Source organism: Marinobacter qingdaonensis (assembly GCF_034555935.1).
Taxonomy (GTDB): Bacteria; Pseudomonadota; Gammaproteobacteria; order Pseudomonadales; family Oleiphilaceae; genus Marinobacter; species Marinobacter qingdaonensis.
Genome location: NZ_JAYDCJ010000003.1, coordinates 3026429 through 3042020, shown reverse-complemented (window position 1 = coordinate 3042020; position 15592 = coordinate 3026429). Strand labels below are relative to the sequence as shown.

The 15592-nt window shown below is 64.2% G+C and carries 13 protein-coding genes; 9 read left to right on the top strand and 4 right to left on the bottom strand.

The window, feature by feature from the left end; genetic code table 11:
• The first annotated feature begins 41 nt into the window (after positions 1–41).
• From U5822_RS17170 to U5822_RS17150, 5 genes are all read left to right on the top strand, one after another.
• On the top strand, positions 42–1427 hold the full coding sequence (locus U5822_RS17170; RefSeq protein WP_322856821.1) for a DUF2066 domain-containing protein: 1386 nt from the start codon (positions 42–44) through the stop codon (positions 1425–1427).
• 67 nt (positions 1428–1494) lie between these two features.
• Positions 1495–2055 (top strand): CDP-alcohol phosphatidyltransferase family protein, encoded by a 561-nt coding sequence (locus U5822_RS17165; RefSeq protein WP_322856820.1) that lies wholly within the window; start codon positions 1495–1497, stop codon positions 2053–2055.
• Positions 2052–2750: a DnaA regulatory inactivator Hda gene (gene hda, locus U5822_RS17160; protein ID WP_322856819.1), complete on the top strand. Its 699-nt coding sequence runs from the start codon at positions 2052–2054 to the stop codon at positions 2748–2750. The genes U5822_RS17165 and hda overlap by 4 nt, the downstream gene beginning before the upstream one ends.
• Positions 2751–2797: 47 nt before the next feature.
• Complete coding sequence (locus U5822_RS17155) at positions 2798–3595, top strand: ParA family protein (RefSeq protein ID WP_322856818.1); 798 nt, start codon at positions 2798–2800, stop codon at positions 3593–3595.
• Between the two features lie 12 nt (positions 3596–3607).
• Positions 3608–3943, top strand: a complete 336-nt coding sequence (locus tag U5822_RS17150; protein ID WP_322856817.1) for a YqcC family protein — start codon at positions 3608–3610, stop codon at positions 3941–3943.
• A gap of 1 nt (position 3944) precedes the next feature.
• On the opposite strand, the gene nadC is transcribed toward U5822_RS17150, so the two are convergent.
• On the bottom strand, positions 3945–4784 hold the full coding sequence (gene nadC / locus U5822_RS17145) for a carboxylating nicotinate-nucleotide diphosphorylase (RefSeq protein ID WP_322856816.1): 840 nt from the start codon (positions 4782–4784) through the stop codon (positions 3945–3947).
• A gap of 221 nt (positions 4785–5005) precedes the next feature.
• On the opposite strand from nadC, the gene U5822_RS17140 reads away from it, so the two are divergent.
• The 4 genes from U5822_RS17140 to U5822_RS17125 all read left to right on the top strand — a co-directional run bounded on the left by U5822_RS17140 (position 5006) and on the right by U5822_RS17125 (position 11016).
• The gene (locus U5822_RS17140) at positions 5006–7291 is read left to right on the top strand and encodes a DUF1631 domain-containing protein (RefSeq protein WP_322856815.1); all 2286 of its coding nucleotides are present in this window, start codon (positions 5006–5008) and stop codon (positions 7289–7291) included.
• Between the two features lie 124 nt (positions 7292–7415).
• A complete protein-coding gene (gene ampD, locus U5822_RS17135; RefSeq protein WP_322856956.1) occupies positions 7416–7991 on the top strand; it encodes a 1,6-anhydro-N-acetylmuramyl-L-alanine amidase AmpD in 576 nt (191 codons plus the stop codon).
• On the top strand, positions 7992–8879 hold the full coding sequence (locus U5822_RS17130; protein ID WP_322856814.1) for a histidine kinase: 888 nt from the start codon (positions 7992–7994) through the stop codon (positions 8877–8879).
• A 106-nt stretch (positions 8880–8985) separates the two neighbouring features.
• Positions 8986–11016 carry a methyl-accepting chemotaxis protein gene (locus tag U5822_RS17125; protein ID WP_322856813.1) on the top strand — a complete coding sequence of 677 codons (2031 nt, stop codon included), beginning with the start codon at positions 8986–8988 and terminating at the stop codon, positions 11014–11016.
• Positions 11017–11044: 28 nt separating this feature from the next.
• Here U5822_RS17125 and U5822_RS17120 read toward each other — a convergent pair whose 3' ends face one another.
• The 3 genes from U5822_RS17120 to U5822_RS17110 are packed head-to-tail and all read right to left on the bottom strand — an operon-like array spanning position 11045 to position 15366.
• A complete protein-coding gene (locus U5822_RS17120) occupies positions 11045–11602 on the bottom strand; it encodes a cob(I)yrinic acid a,c-diamide adenosyltransferase (RefSeq protein ID WP_322856812.1) in 558 nt (185 codons plus the stop codon).
• The gene (locus tag U5822_RS17115) at positions 11595–12509 is read right to left on the bottom strand and encodes a ketopantoate reductase family protein (RefSeq protein WP_322856811.1); all 915 of its coding nucleotides are present in this window, start codon (positions 12507–12509) and stop codon (positions 11595–11597) included. The genes U5822_RS17120 and U5822_RS17115 overlap by 8 nt, the downstream gene beginning before the upstream one ends.
• Before the next feature lie 4 nt (positions 12510–12513).
• Positions 12514–15366, bottom strand: a complete 2853-nt coding sequence (locus U5822_RS17110) for a valine--tRNA ligase (protein WP_322856810.1) — start codon at positions 15364–15366, stop codon at positions 12514–12516.
• Between the last annotated feature and the right edge of the window lie 226 nt (positions 15367–15592).

Sequence of the window (15592 nt, the reverse complement as noted above, 5' to 3'; positions counted from 1 at the left end):
GTGTATCCTATGCGCCATTCATGCGAACTGCAGGGTGTTTCATGTCAGTAACAGGAGCAAAGTCGGCGTTCCGGTCCGGACCGGTGAAATGGATGGCCTTGTTGGGGCTGTTGATCGCGTCCCTCTGGATGCCCGCTTCGGCCGTGACCGTTTCCGGCCTCTATTCGGTGGAAGTGCCCGTCGCCGGGTCGTCGCCCAATGAATTGGCGGTTGGCTACGCCGATGGCCTGGCGCGGGTCTTCGTGCGTGTGTCCGGTTCCCGGGATGTGCTGGAGCGGGAGGGCGTTGAGCCTCTGCTGGCGGACGCGGAATCCCTGCTGCTGTCCTACCAGTACCTGCGGGGCGAATCCGGTGATAACCGCTTGCGCATGGCGTTCGGCGCGGTCGGCGTCAACCGCGCCCTGGCCTCCATCAACGCGCCGGTGTGGGGCGCCAACCGGCCGCTGACCCTGGCCTGGGTGGCCGTGGAGGATCGCGGCACCCGCACCCTGATCACGGAGCGCTCCGATGACGCCGGTGGTGTTGGCCAGCAGGTCAGCGCAGTCTGGCAGCGGGCGTTCGACCAGGCGGCCCGGGATCGTGGCCTGCCGATGGCGTTGCCGCCGGCTCGATATGCCGGAGACCGGGAGCTGTTGTCGGACCTCTGGGGGCAGTTTGTGAACCGTCTTCGAGGTGCCTCGGATCGTATCGAGCACGATGTCATGGCGCTGGTGCGCGTCAATCGCAGCGGCGGTCAGTGGCGCGCCGGCTGGGTCTTCGAGGGGATGGCGATGGATGGCGGCGAAGAGTCGGTGACCGCACAAACGCCCGAGGCCCTGGCCCAGATGGTGGTCAACCGATGGGCGGAGCGCTACGCCAATCGGTACGCCGTGGCCGCGGGCGAGGTCGGTGAATCGCCTCAGGTGGACATCGTCCTGCGCGGCGTGTCCTCGCTGGAGGACTATGGCACCATCAGCCGGGTGCTGGAAGGCCTGACCCCGGTGGTCAGTGTTGGCGCCTCCCGGGTCAAGGGTGAACAGCTCACCATGCGCGTGGCGTTTTCCGGGGAACTGGACCAGCTCAAGGAATACATCGCACTGGATCCGCGGTTTGTGGAGCTGGAGTCCAAGCCGGTGGAACAGGCACGGACCCGCCCGGAGTCGGGCAGCTCGCTCGAGTCCGCTTCCGAGCCGGCGCCGGAGGCCGGTACCGACGGGGCCGTAGCTACAGCCGCCGCAACACCAGTCGAAAATGCGCCTGAAAGCGCGGCTGAAAGCGCAGCCGATGCCGGTGAGTCAGCGCCGGCGGACGAGGAATCGTCCATGTTCAGCTACCAGCCGGTCCAGGTGGACGAGCAGGAGGCCGAACAGGCGTTCGAATCCCTCTATCAGGTCCTGTATTATCGTTGGCAAACGGCGCCCGCCATTGGAGACGATGAGGGCGCGTGACCGCGAAATCAGCCGAACAGGTCGCGGAGCGAGAGACGGTGATTAGGGCGCTATCGGAGGGAGCCTTGTGAGTTTGGAACGCTGGCGTTGGATTCCCAATGCCCTGACGTTTTTGCGCATTCTGCTGATCGCTCCCTTCGCCGGCGGCCTGCTCACCGAGAACTATCGCCTGGCGCTGCTCATTTTCGTGGTGGCGGCGGCCACCGATGCCTTTGACGGCTACCTGGCGCGGCACTTCAACTGGCGTTCCCGGTTTGGTGCGGTCGCCGATCCCCTGGCCGACAAGGCGTTGTTGCTGACCGCCTACCTGGTGCTCACGGTCACCAGCGTGTTTCCGGTCTGGCTGTTTGCGGTGGTTCTCGGCCGGGATCTGCTGATCGTCGGCGGCGCACTGGCTTATCATTACGGGATCGGACGTTTCGACATGCAGCCCAGTCTTCCGGGCAAACTCAACACCTTCATCCAGATTCTGGTGGTCTTGGCGACCATCGTCCTGCTGGCGGGTCTGCCGATGCAGCCGTGGGTCCGGGACGTGGGGATCTGGCTGGTCACCGTGTCCGCCGTGGTCAGCGGTGGTCATTACCTGCTGATCTGGGGGCTTCGGGCCTGGAGGGCAGGCCGGCCATGAGCACCCCGCAGCTGTCTCTGGGTATCAAGCTCCGGGACGATGCCCGTTTCGATAACTTCCACGGCGACCGCAACGCCGGGGCCGCATCCCGGCTCAAGGTCATCTGTGACCGTCCGGAGACGGTGCCGGTGGTGGTGATTTGCGGCGACTCGGACACCGGCAAGAGCCATCTGCTTCAGGCCGTCTGTCACGACGCCGAGAACCGGGGGCGGATTTCGGTCTGCATCAGCATCGCCGAGCTCGAGCGATTCGGTCCGGATACCCTGTCCGGCCTGGAAGATGCCGATGTGATCTGCCTCGACGATCTGGATCGGATCAGCGGCCAGCCGGCCTGGGAAGAGGCGGTGTTCCACCTCTACAACCGGGTTCAGGACCGGGGCGGCCTGCTCATGGTCAGCCTGAGCGACGTGCCGTCGGCGGCGGCCTTCCAGCTGCCGGACCTGGTGTCCCGGCTGTCCCACGGCCTGCTGCTGCAGCTGGGCATCTATCGTGACGACGACCGCCTGCACATCCTGATGGCCCGGGCCGAGCAGCGTGGGCTGGTGATCGCTGACGATGTGGCCAGCTTCATCATGCGCCGGGCGCCTCGTCGACTGGGCGATCTGTTGGCAATTCTGAACACGCTGGACGAAAATTCGCTTCAGGCCCAGCGTCGGTTAACCATTCCGTTTGTAAAAACCGTGATGGGTTGGTAAACGGAGCATCAACCCCACAATGATAAAATCCGCAAGGGAGAGACGACATGAGACGGGTTGTATTCAATCAGAAAGGCGGCGTTGGTAAGTCCAGTATCACCTGTAACCTGGCGGCCATCAGTGCCGCGCGTGGCAAGCGCACCCTGGTGGTGGACCTGGATCCCCAGGGCAATTCCACCCACTACCTGCTGGGCAAGCCCGCTGCCGAACTGCGCGACACGGTGGCCGACATGCTGGAGCAGACGGTTGCCTTCACCGTGTTCAACCGGCGCCCGGACGAATTTGTCCATGCCACGCCTTTTGACAACCTGTTCGTCATGCCGTCCAGCCCGGAGCTGGATTTCCTCGAGCGCAAGCTCGAAGCCAAGCACAAGATCTACAAGTTGCGCGAAGCGCTCAAGAAGCTTGGCGAAACCTTCGACGCGATTTACATCGACACCGCGCCGGCCCTGAACTTCTACACCCGTTCTGCCCTGATTGCCGCCCAGCGTTGCCTGATTCCCTTCGATTGCGACGACTTCTCCCGTCAGGCCCTGTACAACATCCTGAATGAGATCCGCGACCTTCAGGAAGACCACAACGAGGACCTGGTGGTCGAGGGCATCGTCGCCAATCAGTTCCAGCCGCGTGCCAGCCTGCCCAAGCAGTTGGTTCGGGAGCTGACCGAGGAAGGCCTGCCGGTGCTGCCGGTCCGGTTGTCCAGTTCGGTGAAGATGAAGGAGTCGCACCAGGCCCGGCAGCCACTCATCCACATGGCGCCCAAGCACGCGCTGACTCGCCAGTACGAGGACCTGTTTGGTGTCCTGCACGGGGAAGCCGTCGAGCTGGAGCCATTGGCCGACTAGAGACGCACAGTTATGAGCAAATCCGAGACCGATCTGGGGCAGGTGGCCGACAGCCTGCTTCAGATCGAGATTGAACTTCGTCAACTGGGACTGTGGGAGGCCGAGCCGCCTTCACCCGAGGCCCTGAAAAGCACCCAGCCGTTCTGCATCGATACCCTGGAGTTCACCCAGTGGCTGCAGTTCGTGTTTGTGGCGCGGATGAAGGTGATCATCGAAAACGATCGCCCCTTGCCCGCGGTGTCGGGCATCGCGCCCATGGCGGAGGAACATTTCCGCACCCGCCCGGAATCGGGCTCTGGCCTGATCCGGGCGCTGGAAGAGGTCGACCGGCTACTGTCCGGTCAGTGAGTCAGTCCAGGCGCATGGACAGGTCAATCGCCTTGATGTCCTTGGTCAACGCCCCGATCGAAATGTAGTCGACGCCGGTTTCCGCAACCGGCGCCAGGGTCTGGTCGGTGATGCCGCCAGACGCCTCCAGGCGCGCCCGGCCCTGGGTCAGGGCTACCGCCTTGCGCATATCCTCCAGCGAAAACTCATCGAGCATGATGATGTCGGCCCCGGCGCTGAGCGCCTGTTCCAGCTCGTCCAGGGATTCGGTCTCCACTTCCACCGGCCGGCCCGGTGCAATGCGGTGGGCTTCGCTCACCGCCTTGGCGATAGAGCCGCAGGCGGCAATGTGATTTTCCTTGATCAGGAACGCGTCCCAGAGTCCGATGCGGTGGTTGAAACAGCCGCCGCACGTGACCGCGTACTTCAGGGCCAGCCGCAGTCCCGGTAAGGTCTTGCGAGTGTCCAGCAGTCGCACCCCGGTGTGGGCGACCTTGTCGGCGTAGCCGGCGCACACGGTGGCAACACCGGACAGGGTCTGCAGCCAGTTCAGTGCCGCCCGTTCCGCCGTGAGCAGACTGCGGGCCGGACCACGCATCTCGAACAGCACCTGATCGGGGCCGACCCGGTCGCCGTCCTTGACCCGCCACTCCAGCACGACCTCTGGGTCGACCTGGCGGAACACCTCGTTCACCCAGTCACAGCCGGCAATGGTGGCCCGCTCGCGGGTGATGACCCGGCCGGTTGCCTGTTTGTCCGCCGGAATCAGTTGCGCGGTGATGTCGCCGTCGCCAATGTCCTCACGCAGGCTGTGCGCAACGGTTTCAACTCGGGATTGGCGAAGTAGTTCTGCAGGAATCATGGCATCGGGTCCGGTTGGGTCAGGGTAAGTCTCAGTGAGGGGAGGATTCTAATGGCCCCGCCCGGATTCAACAAACCGTCGCGTCCGGACTGCTAAACTGTGAACAGGGTCTGATCTACACAAAAGGTGACAAATTCTGACACAAGCTGACGTTGGCAGCTCGTATCATGCTAATAACGAAAGGTTTCCTGTCCTCGCGTGATCAGACCCGGAGCAGCTCCATGGCGCACGATACCAAGATTGTCAGTCTCGCAGGCCAGCGGCCCATGCAGCGGTTTTCCCTGCCTCAGGCTCTGGTCCGCCTGCGTGACGCGTCGGGTCAGTCGCTGCAGAGAGTGCTGGCGACTTTCTTTGACCGCGCCGACGACGCCCTGTTCGAGCTGGCCGACCGCGCCAGCACCAACCTGGACCAGACCGCCTACTTTGATGCCATGCGTGAGCTCCGGCTCCGGCGCAAGGCCATGAGCCTGTCGGTGTTGCAGTACGTCAGTCAGGCGTTCAACGACATTGGCAAGTTCAAGCCGCGCCAGACCGAGGGCGCCCTGGGTGACGTGGATCAGGATTCCCTGTCCCTGCTCGATCACGCCCAGCTTGAACAGCAGGTGGCCGTCGACAACCTGATCAACAAACTGCGCAACCGCTACATCGAGCAGATCCGCCTGCTGGCGGTGCGGGTCAATCACGTGGTGCCGTCGATCACCCTGGCGGACAGCCAGATGCCTCTGAGCCCCGAGGTAATCTGTGGCGGCGTGGCCGAGGCCTGCGGCGATCTGGACATCGATATCCGCGCCAAGCTGGTGGTGCTCAAACTGTTCGATCGCCTGCTGGCGGACAGCCTGGGGGACTTCTACCAGGAGGCCAACCGGACCCTGGTGGCCGAGGGTGTGCTGCCGGACATGAAGCGGCCACCGGTGGGGCCGACCAGGGCCGGGCGGGGTTCCCCGACGCCGGGCCCGGCGCCCAACGCCGGCCGGGCAGACTCATCGCCGGCTGGGCCGGAAGGTGACGTACTCCCGGGTGACCATGGCGGGCTCCAGCCGACGTTTTCCGAACTCAGCGCCTTGCTGCATCCGCCCGGTCAGCCGGCCAGTGCGCCGGCGGCCAGCGGCGCGGGCTATCTGGATACGGTAACGCTGATGGCCCGGTTGCACGGCTTGCAGGCGGCCAGCGGCCACTGGCAACCGGATCAGGTGGTGACTCTCAACGAACAATTGGGTCCGGTGCTCACCGCCGAGAACGGCGCTTCCTACAACCTGGGGCAGGTCGACAACGACGTCATCAACCTGGTGGCGATGCTGTTTGATTTCATCCTCGAGGACCGACAGCTGCACCCGATAATGAAGTCTCTGATCGGGCGCCTGCAGATTCCCGTGCTCAAGGTCGCCCTCAGCGACAAGAACTTTTTCAACCGGGGCGGGCACCCGGTTCGCAAGCTGCTGAATGAGCTGGCCCTGTCCGCCATGGGCTGGAGCGAAAAGCGGGCCGGTCAGCGTGATCCGCTGCGCGACAAGATCGAGTCGGTGGTCGAACGGGTCCTGACGGACTTCACCGACAACCTGGAGTTGTTTGAGGACTTGCTGGCGGAATTCCGTCACTTCATGGATCTGGATCGGCGGCGCCGTGAGCTGGTGGAGCAACGCCTGCGCGATGCCGAGGAAGGTCGGGCGCGGCAGGAAACCGCCGCCCAGGCGGCAGAAGGGCTGGTGCAGGACCTGTTGCGTAACCGGGACGTGCCGGCGCCGGTGGGCGAACTGCTGCGGGACGCCTGGACCCGGTACCTGCAGTGGATCGTACTGCGGGAAGGGGAGGCCAGCGAGCGCTGGGCCGAGGCCTGCGAGCTGACCCGGCGCCTGGTCTGGAGCGTGGATCCGCGGCCGGTCTCTGATACCACCCGCAGCGAACTGTTGCGCGCCATTCCCTCGGTGGTCGACGGGGTGCGCCGGGCCATGCAGGAAATTTCCTGGGACCCATTCGCCACCGACGCCGCGATCCGGGATTTGGAGCTGGCCCACGTGGACGTGTTCCAGCGTCTGGTGACCCAACCCCAGCGGGCGGAACCGGCCATGGATGAGCCCAAAGCCGTGCCGGTCGAGTCGGAAGCAGCGGCCCCTAACCTGGCTCCGGAGCCTGTCAGTGCGCCGTCCGAGCAGGGTGTCGAGGCCAACGCGGAGGCCGAGGCCCCGGACCGGCTCGAGTCGACCGCGGCCGGGCAAGCCCCAGCCGTCGGGCCCGAGTGGCTGGCGCAGGCCGACGGGCTGCGCGTGGGCTCCTGGATTGAAATGACCCGTGAGGACACCAAAGTCCGGTGCAAGCTGGCCGCCTTCATCAAGGCCACGGGCAAGTACATTTTCGTCAATCGCAGCGGCGCCAAGGTCGCTGAGTACCTCCGTGAGGAGCTGGCAGGGGCCATGGCCGCCGGCGAAATCGGCATGCTTGATGACGGACTGATCTTCGATCGGGCGCTGGAGTCGATCATCGACAACCTGCGCAGCAGTCGCAAGGATTGAAGGCGTAGCAACGCCGCGCACTTTGTGCTTCAATCAGGGCATTCTGTCGTGCCCTGACCCCTTTGGATGTACCTTGTCCCATTCCAATCCCGAACCAATCCGCCACGCCGTCACCGCCGAAGACATCAGCACGCTCCGTGCCACCGGCCGACTGCCGGGCGCCCGCTGGGCGCCATCGCCCAATTTCGGTCCCCGCCCCGAGGGCGCGCCCATCAGCCTGCTGGTGGTGCACAACATCAGCCTGCCTCCGGGGCAGTTCGGCGGTCCCGAGATTGAGGATTTCTTCTGCAACCGACTCGATCACCGGGCGCATCCATACTTTCGGGAGATTGAGGGCATGCAGGTCTCAGCCCACGCGCTGATTCGCCGCGATGGCGAACTGGTGCAGTTTGTCAGCCTGCTGGATCGGGCCTGGCACGCTGGCCGCTCCAGTTTCCGGGGCGAACAGGAGTGCAATGACTTCTCGATCGGTATCGAACTCGAGGGCACCGATGACCTGGCCTACACCGAGGCCCAGTACCGCCGCCTGGCGGACACCGGCGAACTGATCATGACGGCTTGGCCGGCAATTACCCCCGAGCGCATGACCGGGCATTGCGACATCGCCCCGGGCCGCAAGACCGACCCGGGGCCGGCTTTCGACTGGTCGCATTTCCGCGGCTTGCTGGCCGACCGCCGGACCGAGGGGGAGTGTGACTGAATGGTTCTGATCGTCTTTCTGCTGGCCTATATCCTGCGCCGTCAGCTCGATGCCCACAATCGGCTGGTCAGTGATGCCCTGTGGCGCCAGTGGTTCCACAGCGCCAGTAAGGTCGAAGCCGGGCGGGAACCCGGTGTATCCGCCGGTCTCGCCCTGGTGCTGGTGCCCGCGTTGACGCTGGCGCTGGCGATGGTCGGGCTGGACGCCATCGGCTGGCGCTTCGCCGGTTACCCGCTGGAGATCCTGGTGCTGGTGCTGATGATGGGCGCCCCGGGCTGGGGCGCGGTTTTGCGCGCCTACTCTGCGGCCTGGAGTCGTGGGGATATGCAGGGTGCCTGGTGGAGCATCGAGCCCCGGCTGCCCGCGGCCGAACGCGGGGCGGCCATGTCACCGGATTCTATGCACCTGGTGCTGTCCCGAGTGCTGCTGTCGACCGTGTTCCAGCGCTTTTTCCTCATTGGCTTCTGGTACGTGGTCGGCGGTATCGGTCTGGCGGTCCTGGCCCGTGGGCTGGTGGCCCTCGCCGAACAGTGGCCCCAGGCAGCGGCCCGTGCCCGGTTCCAGACCCTGGCCAACCTGGTGGCCTGGCTGCCGGTGCGACTGTTGTCCATGACCTTCGGGATCGCCGGCGATCTGGCCGGCTGGCTCCGGGAATTTCCCGGAAATTTCACCGCCCGCGGAAAAAAACCGGCGGAAATCCTCATGATTTCCGCCAACGGGTCGTTAACCGGGTATGCCCTGGATCCTGCGAGATTCTCGCAGCTGCATCCGGAGGACTGGGCCGAGTTCGGAGGACGTAGCCTGAACGCCGTTCGGGACCTGCTGAACCGGAGCATGCTGGTTTGGATCTGCGCGCTGGCCCTGTTGGTGATTTTCGGCGTGATCTGATCGGCCCCGAGGAGGGCCAGCCAGTAACGAATTTCGGTGTGCGGACGAAACCTTTTAATAAGAAACGACGTTCAGTTGTTCTCCTTGCCAACAAGAAGAGTGGACCATGAAGCAACTCATTTATCCTGCCATAGCTCTGATGAACCGGCTGCCGATGGTGTACAAGTTCAGTCTCATCAGCATCCTGTTCCTGTTGCCCATTGGTGGCCTGTCCTGGCTGGTGATGTCGCAGTTGAACCAGTCGGTGCAAACCATGACCCGGGGTGTGGAAGGGCTGGAACAGCTGCGCAAGGTGGAAGAGTTGCTGGCCGCTTCCATGGCCTACCGGGACTACCGCGCGCCCGGTGTGCTCAAGAACGAAGACGCACTGCTGGCCGCCTCCGATGACCAGGCGGAAACCATCGACGCCACCCTGGAGTCGCTGCTGGCCGAACAGCATTCCTTCGACACGTCCGGCTCCTGGGCCCAGCAGGTGACGGCGATCCAGGAAGACTGGCAGGCGCTGCGCGCCGACGACAACTATCAGGGCAACATCGATCCCCAGTTCAAGTACTACCAGGAGTTTGTCCAGAAGGTGCTGGCGCTGCTGCCGGCGACCATCGAGATTTCCGGTCTGGGCCAGGATGCCTCGCGCCAGAACCAGCTGTTGCTGGGGCTGATACGGGAGGCGCTGCCTGAGGCCCGGAGCGTCATCGGTCAGGCCCGCTCCTACGGCACCTTCGCCCTGGTGGAAGGGCAGGTGGGCTACGCCCTGAGCGAAGTATTGAACGGCATCTACGATCAGCTGACCAACCGGGCCACGCTGCTGGAGCCGGCGCTGTCGGTGGCCAGCGACGCCTCAGACCAGTTCGCCGGCGAAGCGGGTAACACCCTCGACCGGGTCAACGAGAGCCTGATCGTGGTGCGCGACCTGCTCGAGCTGAAGGTCATTTCACCCATGCGTCTGGAGATGCCGTGGCCGGATTACGACGGCCAGATCCAGGCCCAGCTGGCCCACTACGACGAGCTGGCCGAGGCGATCTTTGACGTGGTGCAGGCCAACCTGTCGTCCCGCCTGGAGCAGGAGGTCAACCAGCGCCGGCTGATCGTGGTGGCCCTGATCGCCATCCTGCTGGTGGTGGTCTACCTGTACGTCGGCTTCTTCATGTCGGTGCGCAACGCCATCAACCGTTTCACCGAGGCGGCCCGCAACGTCGCGGCGGGCGACATGACCACCCACATCAATCTGCAGAACCGTGACGAGCTGGGCGAGCTGACCAGCGAGTTCAATAACATGACCGACCGGATTGCCGAGCTGATCCGTTCGGTCAGCCGAACCACCGCCGATGTCGATTCCCAGGCGTCCCGGGTCAAGGACACCGCGTCTGCCAACAGCGAGGCGGTGGCCCGGCAGATGGAGGAAAGCGGCCAGATCAACGAGGCCATGAACCAGATGGTGGAAGCGGTCAACGAAGTGACCGAGAGTGCCCACCGGGTGGCGGACAGCGCCGGCACCGCCGAAAGCGACACCGAGACCGGTCGTCAGGTGGTGGCCGATACCGTGTCCACCATCAACCGTCTGGCGACCGAGATTTCCGGTGCGGTCGAGGTCATCAACCGGGTCAGCGAGGACAGCGACAACATCAGCCAGGTGCTGGTGGAGATCAAGGCGATTGCCGAGCAGACCAACCTGCTGGCCCTGAACGCCGCCATTGAAGCGGCCCGCGCCGGCGAGCAGGGCCGTGGCTTTGCGGTGGTGGCGGACGAGGTACGTTCCCTGTCCCAGCGCACCCACAAGTCCACCGAAGAGATAGAAGGCATGATTTCGCGGCTGCAAAGTGGTGTGAAGGACGCGGTGTCGGCCATGACCAACAGCCGGGAAGTGACCAACACCACCGTGACCAAGTCCGGCGAGGTCACCGAGGCCCTGGATCGCATCGCCCGCGGTATCTCGGTCATCGTCGACATGAGTCACCAGATTGCCCAGGCGGCGGAAGAACAGTCGGCGGTAGCCAAGGACGTGAACACCAGCGTCGAGCAGATTGGCGATCTGGGTCAGCGCACTGCCTCCAACGCGGAAGAGACCCTGGGCTCCTCCCGTGAGATGTCGGACCTGACGGCGTCGCTTCAGCGGCTGGTGGAGGCCTTCAAGGTCTGATCAGCCTGACCTGCCAAAAATCCGGCCCTCAGAGGCCGGATTTTTTTTGCTCCCAGAGAATTTCCTCGCCACCGTTGCGCCGGGCCAGCACCCGCGCGAGCACGAACAGCAGATCGGACAGGCGGTTCAGGTAATGCCGGGCCGCCGCGTTGATGGAATCCTCATGGCCCAGAGCCACCACGATCCGTTCGGCCCGGCGACAGACGGCCCGGGCCAGATGGCACTGGGCCGCGGCTGGTGTGCCGCCCGGCAGGATGAAGTTCTTCAGGGGCGGCAGCCCGTCGTTGTACTGATCGAGGGTTTGCTCCAGCCAGCCGATGTGCTCCTCGCCGATCACCTTGCTGCCGGGAATGGCAAACTCCCCGCCCAGGTCAAACAGGTGATGCTGGATGCGACGCAGGGGCTCGATCAGGGCGTCGTCCGGGGCCAGGGCCTCGATCAGCAGGCCGATGTGGCAGTTCAATTCATCCGCCGTGCCCATGGCGTCCACCCGCTGCGCATTTTTGGCGATGCGGTTGCCGTCGGCAAGGCCGGTGGACCCGTCGTCGCCGGTCCGGGTGTAGATCTTGGAGAGGCGGTTACCCATGGGGGTGCTCCTGTTGGTGATTGGACAGTTGTTGTACCCGTTCGGCCAGCAATTGGTTCACCGGTGTGGCGATTCCGAGGCGTTGCCCCAGCCGGACCAGATAGCCGTTGATGAAGTCGATCTCGGTGCGTCGCCGGTTCTGCACATCCGCACGCATGGATGAGGTGTTGCGGGCGGTGTTGCGGGCGACGGTTTCAATCCGATGGCGAAGGTCTGCGGGTGAGACCTGGCCCTGGCCATCGGCGGTCATCAGTTGCGCCAGCTCCGTGCACAAGCCATCAATGTGGCTAAGGAACAGATCCTCGGTCAGCAGGTCGCCATTGGGGCAATCGAGCAGGGCGGTGAACGGGTTGATGCCGGCGTTGATCACCAGCTTCTGCCAGAGTCGAGCCAGGATGTCGGGTTCCGGATGCAGGGTGAGCCCGCTTGATCTGAGCCGGTTTATCACCGGCTGGACCTGAGCCTGACCGGCGTCCGTGAGCGCGCCGAGCCAGGTTTCGCCGGCACCCGCGTGCACCACGCGGTGCTCGGACGGGCGGTTGGCGCCGTCGGTGGTGCTGGCTGCCAGCACCGGCCGCTCCGGCCAGCGTTCGGCCACGGCTTGCTGGCTGCCCAGGCCGTTCTGGAACAGAACCACAGGCGCGTTTTCGGGCAACTTGTCGGCGACGTCGGCGATGGCATTCAGGGTGTCGCCGGCCTTGGTCATGACCAGCAGCAGATCGACCTGGGAGCAGTCGGTGAGCCAGGGGACGGTGGCGTTGAGTGTTGCACCCGCCAGGTTCTGAAATTCGAAACGCACCGGGTCGCCGGGCAGGGCGCCCGGCCGGGGGACAAAGGCGGCAGACTGGGCGGGCAGCGAGGCGGCCCAGAGCCGCCCCAGTGAACCCGCCCCCAGAATGGCGATCATGGCCTTACATGGCCTCGATTTCGGCCCGCTGCTCGCTGAGTCGGGACAAGCTGCCCTGGGCATCCCGGAGCTTGTCCTGCTCCTTCTCGACCACTTCGGCCGGGGCCTTGGCGGTGAACTTCTCGTTGCCCAGCTTGCCTTCGAGGCGACCGATTTCCTTCTGCAGGCGCTCCAGCTCCTTGTCCAGGCGCTTGAGCTCGGCGTCCTTGTCAATCAGGTCGGCCATGGGCACCAGCACTTCCATCTCGCCCACCAGCTGGGTGGCGGACATGGGCGCCTTGCCGCCGTCGAACCAGTCCAGGCTCTCCAGCTTGGCCAGGGACGCCAGGAACTGACGGTTGTCGTCCATGCGGCGCTTGTCGTCGGCGTTCTGGCCGCGCAGCAGCACCGGCACTTTTTTGGCCGGGGAGATGTTCATCTCGCCGCGGATGTTACGTACCGCCAGGATCACGCCTTTCAGCCACTCGATGTCGGCGGTGATGACGCTGTCCTGCTTACTGCTGTCCGGCTGCGGGAACGGCTGCAGCATGATGCTGTCGCCGGATTTGCCGGCCAGTGGCGCAATGCGCTGCCAGATCTCTTCGGTGATGAACGGCATGATCGGGTGCGCGACCCGCAGTACCGCCTCCAGCACCCGCACCAGGGTGCGACGGGTGCCGCGTTTGGCCTCGGCGCTGGCACCCTCGTCGTTCAGTACCGGCTTGGACAGCTCCAGATACCAGTCGCAGTACTCGTTCCAGATGAATTCGTACAGGGCGTAGGCGGCCAGATCGAAGCGGTACTGGTCCAGGTGACGAATCACTTCCTGCTCGCAGGTCTGCAGCTGGCTGATGATCCAGCGGTCGGCCAGGGACAGTTGCACCGGCTCGTCGTTGACGCCGCAGTCCTCACCCTCGGTGTTCATCAGCACATAGCGGGCAGCGTTCCACAGCTTGTTGCAGAAGTTGCGGTAGCCTTCCAGGCGCTTCATGTCCCAGTTGATGTCACGGCCGGTGGTGGCCATGGCCGCCAGGGTGAAGCGCAGGGCGTCGGTGCCGTGGGCGCTAATGCCCTCGGGGAATTCCTTCTGGGTGCGCTTGCCGATCTTCTCGGCCAGTTTCGGCTGCATCAGGTTGCCGGTACGCTTCTCCAGCAGGTCGTCCAGGCCGATGCCGTCGATCATGTCCAGCGGGTCGATGACGTTGCCCTTGGACTTGGACATCTTGTCGCCGTGCTCGTCCCGGATCAGGCCGGTCACGTACACGGTGTGGAAGGGCACCTGCGGGGTGCCGTCGTCGTTCTTCATGAAGTGCATGGTCATCATGATCATCCGGGCAACCCAGAAGAAGATGATGTCGAAGCCGGTCACCAGCACGTCGGTGGGGTGGAACTGCTTCAGGCGTTCGGTGATCTCCGGCCAGCCCAGGGTGCCGAAGGTCCACAGCGCGGAGCTGAACCAGGTGTCCAGTACGTCGTCGTCCTGGCTCAGGGTCAGGTCGCTGTCGAGGTTGTGCTTCTTGCGCACTTCCTCTTCGCTGCGGCCGACGTAGATGTTGCCTTCGGCGTCGTACCAGGCCGGAATCCGGTGGCCCCACCAGAGCTGGCGCGAGATGCACCAGTCCTGGATGTCGCGCATCCACGAGAAGTACATGTTCTCGTACTGCTTGGGTACGAACTGGATGCGACCGTCTTCCACCGCCTCGATGGCCGGCTTGGCCAGGGTCTTGGCGTCGGCGAACCACTGGTCAGTCAGCATCGGCTCGATGATCAGGCCGGAGCGGTCGCCCCGGGGTACGCTCAGCACGTGGTCTTCCTCGCGCTCGAGCAGGCCGGCGTCATTTAGATCGGCAACGATGGCCTTGCGGGCGGCCTCGCGGGTCAGGCCGGCGTAGGCGGCCGGCAGCTGGCCGTCGATCTCGGTGTTCTCGGTGCCGTCGAAGTTGAAGACCTCGGCGATGTCCCGGATGTTGGCGTCCTGGGTCATCACGTTGATCATCGGCAGTTCGTTGCGCTTGCCCACGGCGTAGTCATTGAAGTCGTGGGCCGGGGTGATCTTCACGCAGCCACTGCCTTTCTCGGGATCGGCGTGGTGGTCGGCCACGATCGGAATGCGGCGGTTCACCAGCGGCAGCAGCACGTGGTTGCCAATCAGGTGCTGGTAGCGCTCGTCGTCCGGGTGCACGGCCACGGCGGTGTCGCCGAGCATGGTTTCCGGGCGAGTGGTGGCGACCACCAGGTAATCCTTGCCGTCCTCGGTTTTGGCACCATCGGCCAGCGGGTAGCGCAGGTGCCAGAAGAAGCCTTTCTCTTCCTTGTTCTCCACCTCCAGGTCGGAGATGGCGGTGTGCAGTTTCGGGTCCCAGTTCACCAGGCGCTTGCCGCGGTACACCAGGCCTTCGTCGTACAGGCGGATGAACACTTCCTGGACCGCCTTGTAGAAGCCGTCGTCCATGGTGAAGCGTTCGTGGTCCCAGTCCACGGAGTTACCCAGGCGCCTCATCTGGCGGGTGATGGTGCCGCCGGACTCTTCCTTCCAGTCCCAGATGCGCTTGATGAAGTCTTCGCGGCCCAGGTCGTGGCGAGTCTTGTCTTCTTCGGCCGCCAGTTTGCGTTCGACCACCATTTGGGTGGCGATACCGGCGTGGTCGGTGCCTACCTGCCAGAGGGTGTTGTGGCCCTGCATGCGTTTGTAGCGGGTCAGCGTGTCCATGATGGTGTGCTGGAACGCGTGGCCCATGTGCAGGCTGCCAGTCACGTTGGGTGGTGGGATGGCAATGCTGTAGGACTGGCCTTCGCCGGAGGGGCGGAAGTAGCCCTTGGCTTCCCAGTTTTCGTACCACTGACGCTCAATGTTTTCTGGCTGGTAGGTTTTTTCCATGGGTTCCTGCTGGTGACCGTTGGTTAGTTCGCAAGGGAAAATTGAGACGCCCGATTATACATGGTCGCCTTCACTGCGGCGAACCCTGGCTGACCCCGTATTCAGGACTGCCGGTTGGGAGTTTGCGAGCCCGGAAGGACCTTGCCAAAACACGCTACGAGCACATCCATGTGCGCTTGTTTCGGGCCGTCCATGGCCCTCAACAGTTTTGGCAAGGCCCTTCCGA

Coding starts and splice junctions, on each gene's coding strand:
- U5822_RS17170 (WP_322856821.1), top strand. CDS start 42: ATGTCAGTAACAGGAGCAAAGTCGGCGTTCCGGTCCGGACCGGTGAAA.
- hda (WP_322856819.1), top strand. CDS start 2,052: ATGAGCACCCCGCAGCTGTCTCTGGGTATCAAGCTCCGGGACGATGCC.
- U5822_RS17155 (WP_322856818.1), top strand. CDS start 2,798: ATGAGACGGGTTGTATTCAATCAGAAAGGCGGCGTTGGTAAGTCCAGT.
- U5822_RS17150 (WP_322856817.1), top strand. CDS start 3,608: ATGAGCAAATCCGAGACCGATCTGGGGCAGGTGGCCGACAGCCTGCTT.
- nadC (WP_322856816.1), bottom strand. CDS start 4,784: ATGATTCCTGCAGAACTACTTCGCCAATCCCGAGTTGAAACCGTTGCG.
- U5822_RS17140 (WP_322856815.1), top strand. CDS start 5,006: ATGGCGCACGATACCAAGATTGTCAGTCTCGCAGGCCAGCGGCCCATG.
- U5822_RS17130 (WP_322856814.1), top strand. CDS start 7,992: ATGGTTCTGATCGTCTTTCTGCTGGCCTATATCCTGCGCCGTCAGCTC.
- U5822_RS17125 (WP_322856813.1), top strand. CDS start 8,986: ATGAAGCAACTCATTTATCCTGCCATAGCTCTGATGAACCGGCTGCCG.
- U5822_RS17120 (WP_322856812.1), bottom strand. CDS start 11,602: ATGGGTAACCGCCTCTCCAAGATCTACACCCGGACCGGCGACGACGGG.
- U5822_RS17115 (WP_322856811.1), bottom strand. CDS start 12,509: ATGATCGCCATTCTGGGGGCGGGTTCACTGGGGCGGCTCTGGGCCGCC.
- U5822_RS17110 (WP_322856810.1), bottom strand. CDS start 15,366: ATGGAAAAAACCTACCAGCCAGAAAACATTGAGCGTCAGTGGTACGAA.